Origin of the sequence: Paractinoplanes bogorensis, assembly GCF_018829635.1 — a bacterium.
GTDB classification, from domain to species: Bacteria; Actinomycetota; Actinomycetes; order Mycobacteriales; family Micromonosporaceae; genus Actinoplanes; species Actinoplanes bogorensis.
The window spans coordinates 315762-331264 of sequence record NZ_JAHKKG010000005.1; the positions used below are offsets into that span (position 1 = coordinate 315762).

The 15503-nt window shown below is 72.8% G+C and carries 11 protein-coding genes; 6 read left to right on the forward strand and 5 right to left on the reverse strand.

The window, feature by feature from the left end; all coding sequences use genetic code 11:
• Positions 1-2181 carry a glycoside hydrolase family 3 C-terminal domain-containing protein gene (locus tag KOI35_RS16840; RefSeq protein ID WP_215788400.1) on the reverse strand — a complete coding sequence of 727 codons (2181 nt, stop codon included), beginning with the start codon at positions 2179-2181 and terminating at the stop codon, positions 1-3.
• Between the two features lie 79 nt (positions 2182-2260).
• On the opposite strand from KOI35_RS16840, the gene KOI35_RS16845 reads away from it, so the two are divergent.
• Together KOI35_RS16845 and KOI35_RS16850 are read left to right on the forward strand one after the other, a co-directional pair.
• Complete coding sequence (locus KOI35_RS16845; RefSeq protein WP_215788401.1) at positions 2261-2812, forward strand: TetR/AcrR family transcriptional regulator; 552 nt, start codon at positions 2261-2263, stop codon at positions 2810-2812.
• A 77-nt stretch (positions 2813-2889) separates the two neighbouring features.
• On the forward strand, positions 2890-3327 hold the full coding sequence (locus KOI35_RS16850; protein ID WP_215788402.1) for a CBS domain-containing protein: 438 nt from the start codon (positions 2890-2892) through the stop codon (positions 3325-3327).
• Here KOI35_RS16850 and KOI35_RS16855 read toward each other — a convergent pair.
• Positions 3308-4282 (reverse strand): glutamate-cysteine ligase family protein, encoded by a 975-nt coding sequence (locus tag KOI35_RS16855; RefSeq protein WP_308121036.1) that lies wholly within the window; start codon positions 4280-4282, stop codon positions 3308-3310. The genes KOI35_RS16850 and KOI35_RS16855 overlap by 20 nt on opposite strands.
• A 186-nt stretch (positions 4283-4468) precedes the next feature.
• Here KOI35_RS16855 and KOI35_RS16860 point away from each other — a divergent pair, with 186 nt between their 5' ends.
• Positions 4469-4978, forward strand: coding sequence for a hypothetical protein (locus tag KOI35_RS16860; protein ID WP_215788404.1), 510 nt, complete (start codon positions 4469-4471; stop codon positions 4976-4978).
• Here the strand turns inward: KOI35_RS16860 and KOI35_RS16865 are convergent.
• A complete protein-coding gene (locus KOI35_RS16865) occupies positions 4905-5333 on the reverse strand; it encodes a DoxX family protein (protein WP_215788405.1) in 429 nt (142 codons plus the stop codon). The two genes, KOI35_RS16860 and KOI35_RS16865, sit on opposite strands and share 74 nt — an antisense overlap.
• A 169-nt stretch (positions 5334-5502) precedes the next feature.
• Entirely contained in the window at positions 5503-6054 is a 552-nt protein-coding gene (locus tag KOI35_RS16870; RefSeq protein ID WP_215788406.1) for a hypothetical protein, read from the reverse strand.
• A 148-nt stretch (positions 6055-6202) separates the two neighbouring features.
• Between KOI35_RS16870 and KOI35_RS16875 the strand changes: the two genes are divergently transcribed.
• Both KOI35_RS16875 and KOI35_RS16880 read left to right on the forward strand, forming a co-directional pair.
• Positions 6203-7459, forward strand: a complete 1257-nt coding sequence (locus KOI35_RS16875) for a right-handed parallel beta-helix repeat-containing protein (protein WP_215788407.1) — start codon at positions 6203-6205, stop codon at positions 7457-7459.
• 50 nt (positions 7460-7509) lie between these two features.
• Positions 7510-8658: an endonuclease gene (locus KOI35_RS16880; RefSeq protein ID WP_215788408.1), complete on the forward strand. Its 1149-nt coding sequence runs from the start codon at positions 7510-7512 to the stop codon at positions 8656-8658.
• 6 nt (positions 8659-8664) lie between these two features.
• Here the strand turns inward: KOI35_RS16880 and KOI35_RS16885 are convergent, their stop codons facing one another.
• On the reverse strand, positions 8665-10269 hold the full coding sequence (locus tag KOI35_RS16885) for a methyl-accepting chemotaxis protein (RefSeq protein ID WP_308121037.1): 1605 nt from the start codon (positions 10267-10269) through the stop codon (positions 8665-8667).
• A 105-nt stretch (positions 10270-10374) separates the two neighbouring features.
• Here KOI35_RS16885 and KOI35_RS16890 point away from each other — a divergent pair, with 105 nt between their 5' ends.
• Positions 10375-15501: a diguanylate cyclase gene (locus KOI35_RS16890; protein ID WP_215788409.1), complete on the forward strand. Its 5127-nt coding sequence runs from the start codon at positions 10375-10377 to the stop codon at positions 15499-15501.
• The last annotated feature ends 2 nt before the right edge of the window (positions 15502-15503 follow it).

A 15503-nucleotide genomic window follows, 5' to 3' on the forward strand; every position in this document is an offset into this window, starting at 1 on the left:
CTAGCCGTTGGCCTGCGCGGCCAGCTTGGCCAGGCTTTCCGGGGTGAACGGACTGCCCGGGAACATGGCGAGGCGGTCGAGCGGCATCCCGCCCAGCAGCTGCGCGATGCCCTCGTCGTCGGCCATCGTGACCAGCGGGCTGCCGCCGCTCGCGCGGGCCTCGGCGAACACCTCGGTCAGCAGGGCGGCCCCGCGCGGATCGGCGAACCACTCGGCCACCGTCGAGTCGGCGGCCAGGGGCCAGCGTGAATCCGGCGTGCCGTCGAGACTCAGCGTCACCGTGGTGCGCAGGTCACGGGACGAGGCGCCGGCCGCGAAGAGGTAGTCGCCGTCCTCGACGATCCAGCGGCCGAGGCGGGTGTCCCAGTAGGCCAGGTCGTCCCGGTCGACGGTCAGCGTCGCGGTCGCGGTCGCGGTCGATGCGAGGTCGACGGCGGCGAACGCCTTGAGCTCGCGCGGGGAACGCTGGACGCGCGAGCCGGGCTTGGACACGTACACCTGGACGATCTCGCGGCCGTCGACGCCGCCGGTGTTCGTCACCGGGACGCTCAGGGCGATCGTGTCACCGGTGACGGTCGCGGTGACCTGGCCGTATTCGAAGGTGGTGTAGGACAGGCCGAAACCGAACGGGTATGCCACCTCCTGCTCACGCGCGTCGAAACCGCGGTAACCCACGTGCAGACCCTCGCCGTAGCGGACGTGCCCGTTCTCGCCGGGGAAGTCCAGGTGGGACGGGTGGTCGGCCAGCTTGAGCGGGATCGTCTCGGCGAGCCGGCCCGACGGGTTGACCCGGCCGAACAGCACGTCGGCGATCGCGCTGCCGCCGGCCTGCCCGAGCAGCCACGCCTCGACCAGGCCGGGCACGGCGGCGTCCCAGGGCGACGTGCGGACGACGGCGCCGTTCGAGAGCACGACGACCGTACGGGGGTTGGCCGCGGCGACCCGCTCGATCAGCGCGAGGTGGGCGGCGGGGAGGTCGATGTCCGTACGGTCGGAACCCTCGGTCTCCTGCGTGGTGCCGGCGAACACGACCGCGATGTCACTGCCCGCGGCCAGCGTGGCGGCCTCGGCGAGCAGGGTCTCGTCCACCGTGTTGCCGGCACGGTATCCCGGGGCGAACCGGACCGGGGCGGTGGTGGTCGCGGTGATCTCGGTGAGCGCGTCGTCGAGCCGGGTCGGGGTGATCTGCGAGCTGCCGCCGCCCTGGTAGCGCGGGGTGCGGGCGAATTCGCCGAGCACCGCGATGCTCTGGCCCTCGGTGCGCAGCGGCAGGACGTTGTCGTCGTTCTTGAGCAGCACGATGCCGCGGGCTGCGACCTGCCGGGCCAGTTGGTGGTGCTCGTCCACGCTGAAGTCCGTCGTGTCCGAGACGGACATTTCGACCAGCCGCTTGATCCTTTTTGTGGTTTTGTCCAAGTCCAACCGATTTTCCCGTACGGCGTCAGCCACCTCGCGGTCGCCGGCGTCATCCGGGCCGGGCATGGTCAGGTCGAGTCCCGCCTCGAGGGCGGCCACGCGGTCGACGACGGCACCCCAGTCGCTGACGACCAGTCCCTCGAAGCCCCACTCGTCGCGCAGCACCTCGGTCAGCAGGAAGTGGTTCTGCGACGCGTAGACGCCGTTGACCTTGTTGTAGGCGCACATCACGGTCCACGGCTGGGCCCGGGTGACGACCCGCTGGAACGCGCGCAGGTACATCTCGCGCAGCGTGCGCTCGTCGACGTCGGCGCTGATCCGCATGCGGTCGGTCTCCTGGCTGTTGACCGCGAAGTGCTTGAGCGACGCGCCGACACCCTGGGCCTGCAGGCCGCGCACCCACTCGGTGGCGAGCACGCCGGAGAGGATCGGGTCCTCGCTGAAGTATTCGAAGTTGCGGCCGCCGAGCGGGGTGCGCTTGAGGTTGATGCCCGGGCCGAGCAGCACCTGCACGTCCATCGCCCGGCACTCACGGCCGAGCGCCTCGCCCATCCGGTGCAGCAGTTCGGGATCCCAGGTCGAGCCGGAGGCGACGGCGGGCGGGAAGCAGGTGGCCGGGCGGCCGGCCAGCATGTCGGTGTCCGAGCTCTGCAGGCGTACGCCGTGCGGGCCGTCGGTCATGGTGATCGCGGGGACGCCGCCCGCGGCCGTGGTCGTCCAGAAGGCGCTGCCGCTGGTGAGCGCGGCCTGATCGTCGATGTCCACTCGTCGTCCCCTCTTACTGAGTACCTACTAAGTACTAAGTTAGGCTCTACGATGTGTCCCGGACAAGGGGGGTCAGCAAATGCACAGGTCTCGGCTGCCGGCCGCCGAACGTCGTCGCCAGATCGTCGAGGTGACCACCCGGCTGATCGCCGAGCGCGGCTTCTGGGGCCTGTCGATGCAGGACGTGGCCGACGGGTGCGGCGTGACCGTGCCCGGGCTGCTGCACCACGTCGGCTCGAAGGACGGGCTGTTGCTGGCCGTGCTCGACCACCGCGACGAGGCCGACATGCAGTGGGTGCTGGCGCAGGCGCCGGGCGGTCTGCGCGAGACGTGCGCGGCGGTCGTGCGGCGCAACGCCGGACAGCCCGAGATCGTCCGGCTGTTCGCGGTGCTCGAGGCGGAGTCGCTCACGCCGGATCATCCGGCGCACGACTACTTCCGGGCGCGCCAGGAACGTACGGTGGAAACGTTCTCGGTCCTGTGCGGTGACGCGGTGCTGGCCCGCCAGGTGGTCGCCCTGATGGACGGGCTGCAGTTGCAGTGGCTGCGTTTCCCGTCGCTCGATCTCGTGGCCGAGTGGGAAGCGGGGGCTGATCGTCTCTTCGGGCCCTTGACATCAGGCCGTGAATAACGCCAAGTAGGCATATGCCCCGCGGCGCTGCGAGGTCCGCCGGGTTTCCTCAGTGCGGATCGCGGACGGGAGAGGCCATGCGAATCAGCGACATTCTCCGGGTCAAGGGCGAACGAGTGGTGACGGTGCCACCGGAGGCGGACGTGACGGAGCTCCTCGCCGTCCTCGCCGAACACAAGATCGGTGCGGTGATCGTGTCGCACGACGGCGGCCGGGTCGAGGGCATCGTCAGTGAACGCGACGTGGTGCGCGCGCTGGCCGCCCGCGGCGCCGCGATCCTGACCGAGCCGGTCGCCTCGATCGCGACCACCCAGGTGCACTCGGTCGACCGGGACGCGCTGCTCGACGAGGTCGAGCGGCTGATGACCGAGCGGCGCTTCCGGCACGTGCCGGTGATCGAGAACGGCACCCTGCAGGGCGTCGTCAGCATCGGCGACGTGGTGAAGCTGCGCATCGACGAGCTCCAGGCCGAGCGGACGAGCCTGGAGGAGTACATCACCGGGGAACGGGCCTGAGCCGCTCGTCGGCGGGGCAGCGGCCGCGCATGACGTAACGCTCGGCGAACTCCGCGACCTGGTCCCGCAGGTCGCGGCTCACTCCGTGCCGGGCGAGCGTCCCGTACGCCTCGACGAAGCACTCACGCGCAACGGCGGCCAGCACGGGGTCGCTGAGGGCGTCGCGGGCCGCGCGCTCCCACAGTCGCGGCTCGGCGGCGAGCGGGGCCGTGATCTGCTCGGCCGCGGCGGCCGCCCGTGGGTCGTCGAGCAGCACGGCGGTGACCGCCACGACGACCCGCCAGCCTTCGCCGGGCTGAGCGTCGGCGACGTCGAACTCGAGATGTCCGCGGGCCGCCACCGGGGGTCGCACGGTGTCGACGTGGCGGGCGAGGGCGTCCAGGCTGTCCCGGGGGCCGGGTTGTTCCAGCACGTACGCGGCCCAGGCCTTCCGCGGATCACGGACGGCTCGCAGGACCGGCAGCTCGCGGTGCCGGGCCAGCCGGGTGCTGCGCCAGCCCGTGGGGCCCGGGGTGTTGGCGAAGGCGGCGGCCAGCACCGGGGCGAGCGTGTGGGCGAGTGCCCAGCGCCGGCTGAGTCCGAGCGGTCCGCCGCCGTCGAGGCCCGCTTCCAGCGCGACCCGGACGGCCCCGCGCGCCGGTGTTCCCGCCGCCGGGTCGTCGCTGCTCCGGGACGCCGCCGGGTCGTCGCTGCTCCGGGACGCGGCCGGGTTTTCGCTCAATCGGGCCGCGGCCGCCAGGTCGTCGTCCATGCGGGCGATGCACGCCTCGAGCCCGGGGGAGGGCGGCCCGCTCACCGCCCCGGCCTCGGTGCGGAAGCCGTGCCGCAGCGGGATACGCTCGCCTCGGCCGGCTCCGGGCCGATCGACCGTGGCGCCGACGAAGCCGGGCGTGGCCGGCGCGAAGGCGTGCTCGGCCACCAGCAGGGCGGCGAGCTGCTCGTTCAGGGTGGTCACGCGGCGCCTCGCTCCAGTGCGGTCCGTCCGGGAACCGCAGGAGCATAGCATTCCTATCTGCGCAGTAGGTATTGGCGGCCGGGCCGAATTTCTCAGACGGCCGGGTGGCCGGCCGATCGGGAGGCACCGCAACCGTCCGTCCTCAGGAAGGCACCGCCATGGCTCTTCGTTCGCGCCGGGACAACCATGACGGTGGATGACAGCCCCGAGGTGCGGCGGCGCGACGTCGTGGGTGGGCTGGCACTGGCGGCGATCTCGACCGGGCTCGTGCTCACGGCGGTCGTCCGGAATCCGCTCGTGCACCAGTTCCACACCGGGGCGACCGCCGGGCACGCGTGGATCGTCGCCGGGGCGGTGGTGCTCGTTGCCGTCGGGCTGGCCGCGATCGGGCGCACCACGGTAGGGCAGTGGCTGCGCCGTTACGCCGCGGCCGTCGCGTTGCTGGCGCCGGCCGCGCTGATCATGACCGGGCGGTTCGACGCCGGGTGGGATGTCGACGACTGCGGCACCCTGGTCGACCGGAACACGAGCACGACCCTGGCCGGTCTCGCCCGGGACTGTGCGGCCGAGGCCGGCCACCGGCTCAACCACGCGATCATCTGGGCCGCGGTCGCCGTGGTGGTCATGGTGGCGTGGGGTGTCCGGGCTCGCGTCGTCGCCGGGCGCGCAGGGCCGGGATCGCGCTCGTCACGGTGAGCGCCCACGCGACCAGCAACGGCTGGAACAGCAGCCGGATCGCGCGGGCGGCGTCGGTGTCGAGGCCGAAGCCGTCGCGGTGTTCGAGGAACTGGGCCAGGTTGCCGGGGAAGATCGCCACGAAGAAGGCGGCCGTGGCCACGCCGGCCAGCGCTCGCGCGGGCTGCCGCCAGGCGATGAGCAGGGCCGCCGCGAGGCACAGCTCGACCACCCCGGACGCGACGACCACGACGTCGGCGTCCACCGGGAACCAGGACGGCACCTGAGCCCGGAACTCGTCGCGGGCGAACGTCAGGTGGGCGATGCCGGTGAACGTCAGGAACGTACCCAGCAGGATCTGTCCGGCCGTCCGCATGTCGCTAGGGTGCTTCTGGCGGATCACGCGGGCCTGCGCCGAGGCCCAGGCGGCGCCTGACGGCAGCCGCAGAACGGCCACATACAACCCCGGTATGCGACCGCCCTGCGGCCGACGTCAGCCACCACCTGGACCGCACCGCAGACTCGCGTGATCCGCCAGAAGCACCCTAGGAACCGGCCAGCTCGCGATAGGCGGTCAGCACCGCCGAGGTCTGGGCCGACAGGTCGGTGGCGGGGTCTGTGCGGACGTCCCAGGGTGCGGTGTCCAGGATGACCGAGTCGGCGCGTTCGATGGCCCTGAGGGCGCGCTGTTCCCGCTTCGACAACTGGCGCGCGGGGGCCGGTCGGCGGGTCAGGTGGGCGCACTGCTCGGCCAGGGTGCGCAGGCGGCTCGTCCGGCGGTCGATCTCCTCCTCGAGCGCGGCCAGCCGCTGGGCTACCTGGTCGCGCCGGGCCGCCAGCTCGCGTCGGAGCGGGTCTTCCCAGGCGAAGCCGTACTGGGCGAAGGTCGCCTCGTTGCGTACGGAAACCAGTTCGCTCTTCTCGGCCAGCAGGCGGGCCAGGTCCCACCGCGCGCTCCCGATCGTCGCGGTGACGTCGTCGAGGCCGGCCATGCCGTCGACCTGCGGCCACGCGTCGAGGATCGTCCGGCACCACTTCTCGACGTCGAACCAGGCGCGGCGCTCGTGCACGACCACCCGTGGCCGGCCGACGGGCACGCCCAGCCACCGCCGGCGCGCAGGGCCGTGGACGGTGACGGGTGGCCCGTGTGTTCGCACCCTGACATCCCCTCACATCGACCCGATCAACGGAATCGGCCGTCGGGTCCGAAGCTGATATGTTCCCCGTTCCACGGGGGAGGAACAAATGAGTACTACGCGGCGAAACATGCTTCGTGCCGGGGTTGTGGCGGGTGGGGCGGCCGTCCTCGGTCAGGTCGGAGCCGGGGCCGCCCGGGCCGGGATCAACCCACCGGCGGCGATACCCGAGGACGACGCCACCGCCGATCTGCGCCGCCGCCTGGACGCCACGGCCGGCCAGGCCGGCAACGCCCCGCGCGACGAACGCGGCCGGGTCATCGTCCGGATCGACCCGGGCACGACCATCACGCTGCGGAACACCCTGATCATCGGCGGTGGCACGCACCTCGACGCGCGGGACGCGACGATCCGGGCCGACTTCCCGACCGTCGCGAAGACCTACACGACGGACACCACCAACGCCCACGCGGCGACGCCGGTCTACGGGCCCAGCTTCACCAGCGTCCGGACGGCCGGCGCGGTCGCGCACGCCACGATGCTGCTCAACGACGTGCCGTCGGCCACGACCGGTCTTTATCGGGCGCCCGGCAATATCAAGATCCGGGGCGGCCTCTGGGATCCGATCTGGTCGGCGATCCAGGGGTCGAGCAGCGACGACCAGGCCAAGGCGACGGCCGCGCCCCCGATGAACGTCATCACGATGCAGCACACCTCGGACGTCGAGATCGACGGCGTCACGATCGAGAACGTGAAGTGGTGGCACGCGATCGAGCTGAACGCGGTGCACACCGCCACGGTGTCCCGCTGCCGGTTCCTGGGCTGGGTCGAGGACCCGACCGTGGGTCTGTGGCACGGCGAGGCCGTTCAGCTCGACACAGCGGGTAGCACCAGGTGGGCCGGCGCCGCCGACAACACCGCCTGTGCGAACGTGCGTCTGGTCGACAACGAGTGCGGTCCGTCCACCAGCAAGCCCGGCTGGGGGCGGTTCGCCGGGTCGCACACCAGCGTCGCCGGTTTCGTCCACACCGACGTTGCGATCGAGTTCAACCGGGTCACCGCCACCAGGTACGACGCGATCGGCCCGCAGGACACCGAGCGGCTCTCGATCCGGGCCAACACGATCGCGGACTGCGTGGGCGGCATCTATGTCAAGGCCTACGCCAGCAACCTGAGCCGGGTCGACGTGGTCGGCAACGTCGTGGCCACGACCGGCGCGGGCCGACCGGCGCTGGCCGTCCACGACGCGGTCGGCGGGCTCGCGATCGACGACGTCGCCGTGTTCGCCAACACCGTCACCGGTCCCGGTGTCTACCTGTACCGGCACGCCACGGCCCGGGCGGGCCATGTCCTCCAGGGCGTATGACAAAGCTGATATGGCCCGGTGGTCACCTTCCGGCACATAGTCTGACGCCTATGTCTGGGGTGAAGCGCCACCGGCGCATCGCACTGTTCGCCGCGCCGATCGTCGCGGCTGTCTTCCTGACCGTTCCGGCGGGCGCCGCGGCCACGCTGACGGTTGCGCAGGCCATCAGCACGCAGAGTGGCACCGGCACGGTCACGGGATACGTGGTGGGCGAGCCCACCGCCACCAACACCGTCCGCACCAGCAACTTCACCGGCGACACGGCCCTGGCGCTGGCCGACAGCCGCACCGAGACGTCGACCAGCCGGATGCTGTACGTGCAGATCACCAGCTCGTACCGGTCGGCGTTCGGGCTCGCCAGCAACCCGGGACGGGTCGGCACCACGATCACCGTGACCGGCAGCCTGACCGCGTACTTCTCGCACCCGGGCCTCAAGTCGCCGACCTCGATGACGGCCGGAGGCACCACACCGACCACCCCGCCGACCACGCCACCGCCCACCGGCGGGACGGACGCCTACTACGCGGCCGCCGCGGGCAAGTCGGGGGAGAGCCTGAAGACGGCGCTGCACGGGATCATCTCGAGCGGCGTGACGAAGCTGTCGTACGACGGGGTCTGGAACGCCCTCAAGGTGACCGACCAGGACCCGGCCAACTCGGCCAACGTCAAGCTCTTCTACTCGGGGATCAGCCGGTCGAAGTCGCTCAACGGCGGCGACTCGGGGGACTGGAACCGGGAGCACGTCTGGGCGCAGTCGCACGGCGACTTCGGCACCAGCGCCGGGCCGGGCACCGACCTGCACCACCTGCGCCCCGAGGACGTCGCGGTCAACGGCGCGCGCGGCAACAAGGACTTCGACAACGGCGGGACGGCCGTCTCGGGGGCGCCGGGCAACTACACCGACAGCAATTCGTGGGAGCCCCGGGCCGCGGTCAAGGGCGACGTGGCCCGCATGATCTTCTACATGGCCGTGCGGTACGAGGGTGGTGACTCGTACCCGGACCTCGAGGTGGACGACGCCACCAGTAGCGGCACCGCTCCGCGGATGGGCCGGGTGTCGGCTCTGCTGGCCTGGAACGCGGCCGACCCGCCGGATGCGGCCGAGCGGGCCCGCAACCAGACGATCTACGCGACCTACCAGCACAACCGCAACCCGTTCATCGACCACCCGGAGTGGGCGGCGTCGATCTTCGGCTGACCGCTCCTACAACGAGAACCGGTTCACCGCCGCGCGCAGGCGGTCGGCGAGGGTGTTGACCTCGTCGGCCGCCTGTGTCGCTTCGGCCACCGCCGTACGGCTGTCGGCCGTGCTGCGGGCGACGGCCGAGATGCCCTGCGCGATGTCGTTGGCGCCGTCCGCGGCCTCGTTCACGCCCCGGTTCATCTCGGTGGTGGTGGCGCTCTGCTCCTCGACCGCGGACGCGATCGTGGTCTGGTAGTCGCTGATCTGCTGGATGATCTGGCTGATCCCGTCGATCGCGGCGACCGCCTCGCCGGTGTCGTTCTGGATCGCGCTGATCCGTTGCGCGATCTCCTCGGTGGCCCGGGCCGTCTCCTGGGCCAGGTCCTTGACCTCGCTGGCCACCACGGCGAAGCCCTTGCCGAGTTCGCCCGCGCGGGCCGCCTCGATGGTGGCGTTCAGGGCGAGGAGGTTGGTCTGGGCGGCGATGGCCTGGATGGTGCCGATCACGCTGCCGATCTCGGCCGACGACTCGCCGAGCCGGTTGATCGTGGCGCTGGTGTCGCGGGCCGCCGTGACCGCGCCCGCCGCCACTCCGGCCGCGTCCGACGCGTTGCGGGAGATCTCGGTGATCGAGGCGCCCATCTGCTCGGCGCCCGCGGCCACGCTCTGCACGTTGCCGGAGACGCCGCCGGCCGTGCCCGCGACCCGGTCGGCCTGCTGGTACGCGTTCAGGACGGCGCCGTCGATCTGCCCGCTGACCCGGGACAGGGTGCCGGCCGCGGCGGCCAGGGCCCGGGCGTCGTCGCTGATCGTGACGACCGTGGCCCGCACCCCGTCGGCCGCCGCCTCGGCCGCGCGCGCCATGTCGCCTACTTCGTCGTGCGAGGCGTCTCCGACCCGTACGGAAAGATCGCCCCCGGCCAGTCCTCGCAGCGCGTCCCCGACCCGCGACATCGGTGCCGTGACGCTCCGGGTGACCAGGGCGGTCAACAGCACCGCGGCGAGAGCGGCGATCAAAAACCCCACGAGCATTCCCGTACGCGCGGAAGAAGTTGATCTTTGTGCGTCCAGTGCCGTCTGGTCGACGCGCGTGACGACCGACTTCACCAGCGCGTCGGTCAACTCGACGATCTTGTAGTAGATCTCGTATCCCGGGCCCAGGACGATGGCGTTGCCCGCATTGATCCGGTTCGCGGCGAACTGGGCCACGGCCTGGTTGTCGGCCGCGAAGTACTTCGTCCACTGCTCGGTGAGCTGCGCGAACAACGCCCGCTCGGGATCGGTCATCAGGTCGGTGCGGGTCGACGACAGCAGGGTCCGCAGCTCGCCGGCCGAGGCCAGGAACCCCTTGCGGTTGTCGCTGGCCGGGTCGACCGCCTTGACCGCGCCGATCCGGTAGGCGTCCCACGCATAGGCGACCTGCCAGCCCGAGATGTCGCCGTCGCGGAACTTCTGCTCGTCCACCTGGTGCATGAGCACCTGCAGGTCGCGCAGCTTCCCGGCCGAGTCGGACTGCCGGTGCAGCGCCCCCACGCCGATCCCGACCACCACGCCGAGCAGCACCAGCACCACGCCGAAGCACGCGGCCAGTCGCGGTCGTAGCCGCATCCGCCGTACGAATGTCACGATCGCCCCCGCCGACACCGATTTGGTCCCCCGACATCCCCATCGGCGGTGATCGGAAGGTTCTGAGTGGGTCAGAAATCGGGTGCACCTGCCGAACAGGGATCAGTGGGGCGAGAGCGCGCGGCGGAGCTGACCGGGTTCGACGTGCAGGCCGAGCTGGGCCGGGGCGCCTTCACCACGGTCCACCGGGTGCGGCACGACGGCCACGTGTACGCCCTCAAGCGCCCCGCCTCGAGTCACGCCGGCGACCCGATGCTCCCGTCCTTCCTGCGCGAGGCCGCGCTGCTCGCCTGCGTGGACGACCCCGGGGTGGCCCGGATCTTCGCCGCCGGGCGGTTCGACGGCGATCCGGCGCTCGTGCTCGAGCACCTGCCCGGCGGTTCGCTGGCCGATCAGCTCGGCACCGGCCCGCTCGGCCAGGAACAGGTGGTCGCGCTGGCCGCCCAGCTCGCCCGGGGTCTGGCCGCCGCGCACCGGGTCGGGCTGGTGCACCGCGACGTCAAGCCGGGCAACATCATGGTCTCGCCCGGGCACCCGGCCAAGCTGATCGACTTCGGGCTGGCCCTGCTCGGCGGCGACGGCGCGGGCACCGGCGAGGACCAGGCGGCCGGGACGTTCCTGTACAGCTCGCCCGAGCAGTCCGGGATGCTCAAACGCCCGGTGGACGCCCGCTCCGACCTCTACTCGCTGGGCGTGGTGCTCTTCGAGTGCCTCACCGGACGGCTGCCGTTCGAGGCGTCCGACGTCGGCGAGCTGCTCCGGCTGCACCTGGTCGCGCCCGTGCCCGACCTGGCCGCGCTGCGCCCGGGCGTGCACCCGGCGCTGGTCGCGGTGATCGGGCGGCTGCTGGCCAAGGATCCCGACGACCGCTACCCGACGGCGGCCGGGCTGCTGGCCGACCTGCGCGCGTGCCCGGGCGGGGAGGCGGCCGAGGAGCCCGCGGCGGTCCGCTGGCCGCTCTGCGGGCGTGACGCCGAACGCGACAGGCTGGCCGGGCTGTGGCAGCGGGCCCGCCAGGGACGCGGCGGCCTGGCCGTGATCCGGGGCGCCGCCGGTTCGGGCCGCACCCGGCTGGCCGAGGAGGCGGCGGCCCTGGCGGACGGGTTCCCTCTGCTCACCGCCGTGGGCGACCCCGACGAGGCGCTGCCGATGGCCGTCCTGCGGGCCGCGATCGAGTCCCACGTGCAGGCCGTGCGCTGGCTTCCCGCGCCCGAGCGGGCCACGGCCGAGCAGCACCTGCGCGAGGCGGCCGACGTGGCCGGGCCGGGGATCGTGGCCCGGCTGTCCCCGCGGCTGGCCGAGACGATCGGGGCGGGCACCGACGGGGAGAGCCGGGACGACGCCGTGCCGGCCGCCGCGGCCGTGCTGCTGGGTGAGCTGGCCCGGCGGGCGGGCGGCCTGATGCTGGTGGTCGACGACGCGCAGTGGATCGACCCGGGCAGCCGCGAGGTGCTGTCCCGGCTGCGCGGCGAACTGGCCGCCGTGCCGGTGCTGATCGTGCTGACCGAGCGGGACGACACGCCCGCCGTCGCCTTGCCGCCGGACGCCGAACTGCGCTGCGAGCCGCTGACCCGGGGTGCGGTCGACGAGCTGATCGCCACCCGGCTGCCCGGCGCGCGGGTGGGCCCCGAGCTGACCGGGCACGTCTACGACCGTACGGGAGGAACGCCTTTCGCCGTCGTCGCCTGTCTGTGGCGACTGATCGACGCCGGGCTGCTCGCACCGCTCTGGGGCACCTGGTGGTTCGACGAGGCGGGCGCGCGTGCGCTGCCGGCCGCCGACGACGTGCGGGAACTACTGGCCGGACGGCTCACCGAACTCCCGGCCGACGCCCGCGAGGTGCTCGTCGTGGCGGCGGTGGCCGGTGCCCGGTTCCGCGCCGAGACGCTCGTCGCGGCCGGACTCGGCGAGGATCGCGTCGTGGCCGCGCTCGCCCAGGCCGCCGATCGCCGCGTGCTGGAGACGCGGGCGGGCGGCTGGTACGCCTTCATCCATCACCTGCTGCGCGAGGAACTTCTGGCCGGCCACGCCGAACCGGAGCACCGGCGCCTGCACGCCTCCGTGGCGGCCGCCCTGCAACGCCTGCCCGAGCCGCTGCGCGACGCCGACCACGTCTATGCCGTGGCCCGCCACCAGCACCGCGCGGGCGACGAGGTGCCGGCCGGCGAACGGCGTCGCAGCGCGCTCGCGGCCGGTCTCAGCGCGCTCGACGATCAGGCGGCGGCCGACGCGCTGGACTATCTGCGCGACGCCGAGGACGGCGATCCGTCCCCGCCGACCGCCGTGCTGCGTCCGCTGGCCGTGGCCTACCTGCGCTGCGGCCGGATCGCCGAGGGGCTGGCCACGATCGAGCGGGCCCTGGCCGGGGAGAGCGACCGCCGGGTACGGGCCGAGCTGCTCGCCGTCGAGATCGAGATGCACCACACGGTCTGGGACGACACCCGGGCGCTGGACGCGACCGCGCGGGCCCTGGGCGAGCTGCGCCGGCCGCTGCCCCGCAACGGGCTGCTCCTGCTGATCGTGTCGCTGTGCGCCGCGATCGGGGGCGGGCTGGTCCGCCGGACCCGGCTCGGCTACGGCACCGCCCGCGGCCGCCGGCGCGACGATCTGGCCGCGATGGCCGCCGCCCTGGATGCCGGGGGTTACGCGGCCGGGATCGGGCTGCGGGTGCGCGAGGCCGGGCTGTTCTCGATGCGTGCCCTCTACGCGGTCAACCGGCTCGGGCCGTGCCCCGAATACGTGCGGGTCTACTCGCTGCTGGGTTACGTCGTCAGCCTGGTCAAGCTGCAGGGGACGGGGATCCGCTGTTTCGACCGCGCCGCCCGGGTCGCCGTCGAACTGCGGGATCCGGCCCTGACCGCGTACGTGGAATGGATGCGCGGGGTGGCCCGGCTGTTCAGCGGCCAGGACGACGGCAGCTCGTGGGTCGAGACGATCAGCCGCAACCAGCGCTGGTACAGCCCGGCCCAGCTCATCCCCGGCTACACCACGATCGGGCTGCGCCGGCTGTTCCGGGGCTACGTGCAGGACGCGCGGATCCAGTACGAGAAGGGCCTGGCCGTGATGGCCGATCCGCGCAGCGCCCGCCGCACCTCGTTCGCGATGCTCGAGGCGATCCTGCCCGCCATCCAGGGCCGGCCCGGCGACGCGGCCAAGGTGCTGGCCGACCTGCGCGAGGCCTGCCCGCCCGGCGTCGCCTCGAAGGCGCAACTGGCCCACGTCACGGTGTCCGCCCTGTGCGCCGCGGTCGAGGAGGGCGAGTTCGGCGCGCCGTTCGACGCGCTGGTCGAGGAGTTCCGCGCGCTCGGGCTGCGCAACCGCGAGCTGATGGCCCAGCACCGCTGGTTCTTCTCGTTCCAGCTGCACGGCCGGCTGGCCCAGCTGCGGCTGTCCACCGACGAGCAGCGCCCGGCCCGGCTCGCGGCGGCCAGGCAGGCGGTGGCCGAGATCCGCCGGGTCCGCCGTACCTCCCCGCTGATCAACTGCTCCTACCTGATCGGCGAGGCGGCGCTGGCCCAGCTGCAGGGCGAACCCGCCAAGGCGATCGAGTGGACCGACCGGGCCGAACGGATCGCCCGCCGGGTCGACTCGCCGATCATCAGCTTCGAGGTGGCCCGGTTCCGCGCCCGCGCGTTCCGTCAGCTCGGCCTGAGCGCCGAGTCGGACCGGCAGGCCCGCTGGGCGCTGCAGCTGGCCACCCAGTACGGGTGGGAACTGCGCCGCCGTCAGGCCCGCGCCGAGTTCGGGGCCGACGAGGGCGGCGCCACCGGCCGGCACACGGTCGCCGGTCGCCGCAGCGAGAGCGGCCGCAGCCGTCACCTGGAGGCGCTGCAGCAGGTCGGTGCGGCCGCGGCCAACGTGCTCGACCCCCGCCAGATGGCCCGCGTGACGCTCGACGAGATGCTGCGCATCCTGGGGGCCGAGCGGGCGCTGTTCTTCCTGCTCGACGACGCGGGCGTGCCGGTGGCCTACGCCGGGCGGGGCGCCGACGGCACCGATCTGCCCGACACCACCGCGTACGGCACCACGCTGGTCGGCCGGGTCGCCGACGAGGGCGAGGCGCTGGTGCTGACCGGCACCGAACAGGGCGCCGCGCTCGGCTCGCAGAGTGCGGTCGTGCACGGGCTGCGCAGCATCCTGGTCGTGCCGGTGCGGTTCAAGGGCACCATGCTCGGCGTGCTCTATCTGGACAGCCGGATGGCCCGGGGCATTTTCACCTCCGACGACATCGAGGTGCTGATCGCGATGAGCAGCCACCTCGCCGTCTCGCTGGAGACCGCCCGGGCCGCCCAGTGGCAGCTGGCCGTGCAGACCGCCCGTCAGCAGCAGGCGTTCGCCGAGACGCTGCGGGCCAGCCTGGCCGAGCTGAGCAGCATCCACGACCCGGCCCAGCTGCTCCGGCAGCTCTTCGCGACGCTCAGCAGCCAGCTCGGTGCGGCTGCGGGCTGCCTGCTCGGCGCCGGTGACGCGGGCGTGATCGACGTGTCCGGCGCGGCGTCGCCGGCCCTGCTCGGCTCGCGACCGGACGTGGCCGTGCCCGGGCTGGCGCCGATGATCGTCGACGACCCCCGGGTGCTGGGCACCGGGACGGTGCTGGCCGTGCCGCTGCAGCACCGCGACGGCCGGGCCGGGATCGCCCTGCTCGGCGGCGACAGCTTCGACGACACGGCCCGCAAGGTGGCGGCGGCGCTGGCCTTCCAGGGGATGGCCGCCTACGACAACGCGCGCCTGTTCAGCCGGGTGCAGGAACTGGCCACCACCGACGAGCTGACCGGGCAGCACAACCGGCGGCATTTCTACTCGCTGGCGGGCGCCCTGGTCGACGCGGCCGCGCGTGGGGAGCGGACCCTCGCGGCGGTCATGCTCGACATCGACAAGTTCAAGAGCATCAACGATACGTACGGGCATGGGGTGGGTGATGACGTGATCCGGGAGGTCGCCACCCGGGTCGGATCGGCCATCCGCGCCTCCGATGTGCTCGGCCGGTACGGCGGGGAGGAGTTCGCGGTCGTCCTGCCGGATTCGTCCGCCGCCCTCGATCTTGCCGAACGGATGCGTACAGCGGTGGCCGGTACGCCGGTGCCGACGCGGGCCGGCTCGGTCCCGGTGACCATCAGTGTCGGCCTGGCCCACCTCGCCCCGGGCGACACTCTCGACCAGGTGCTGGCCCGGGCCGACCACGCGCTGTACCGCGCCAAGGAGAGCGGCCGGAACCGGGTAGTGGTCTCATAGGG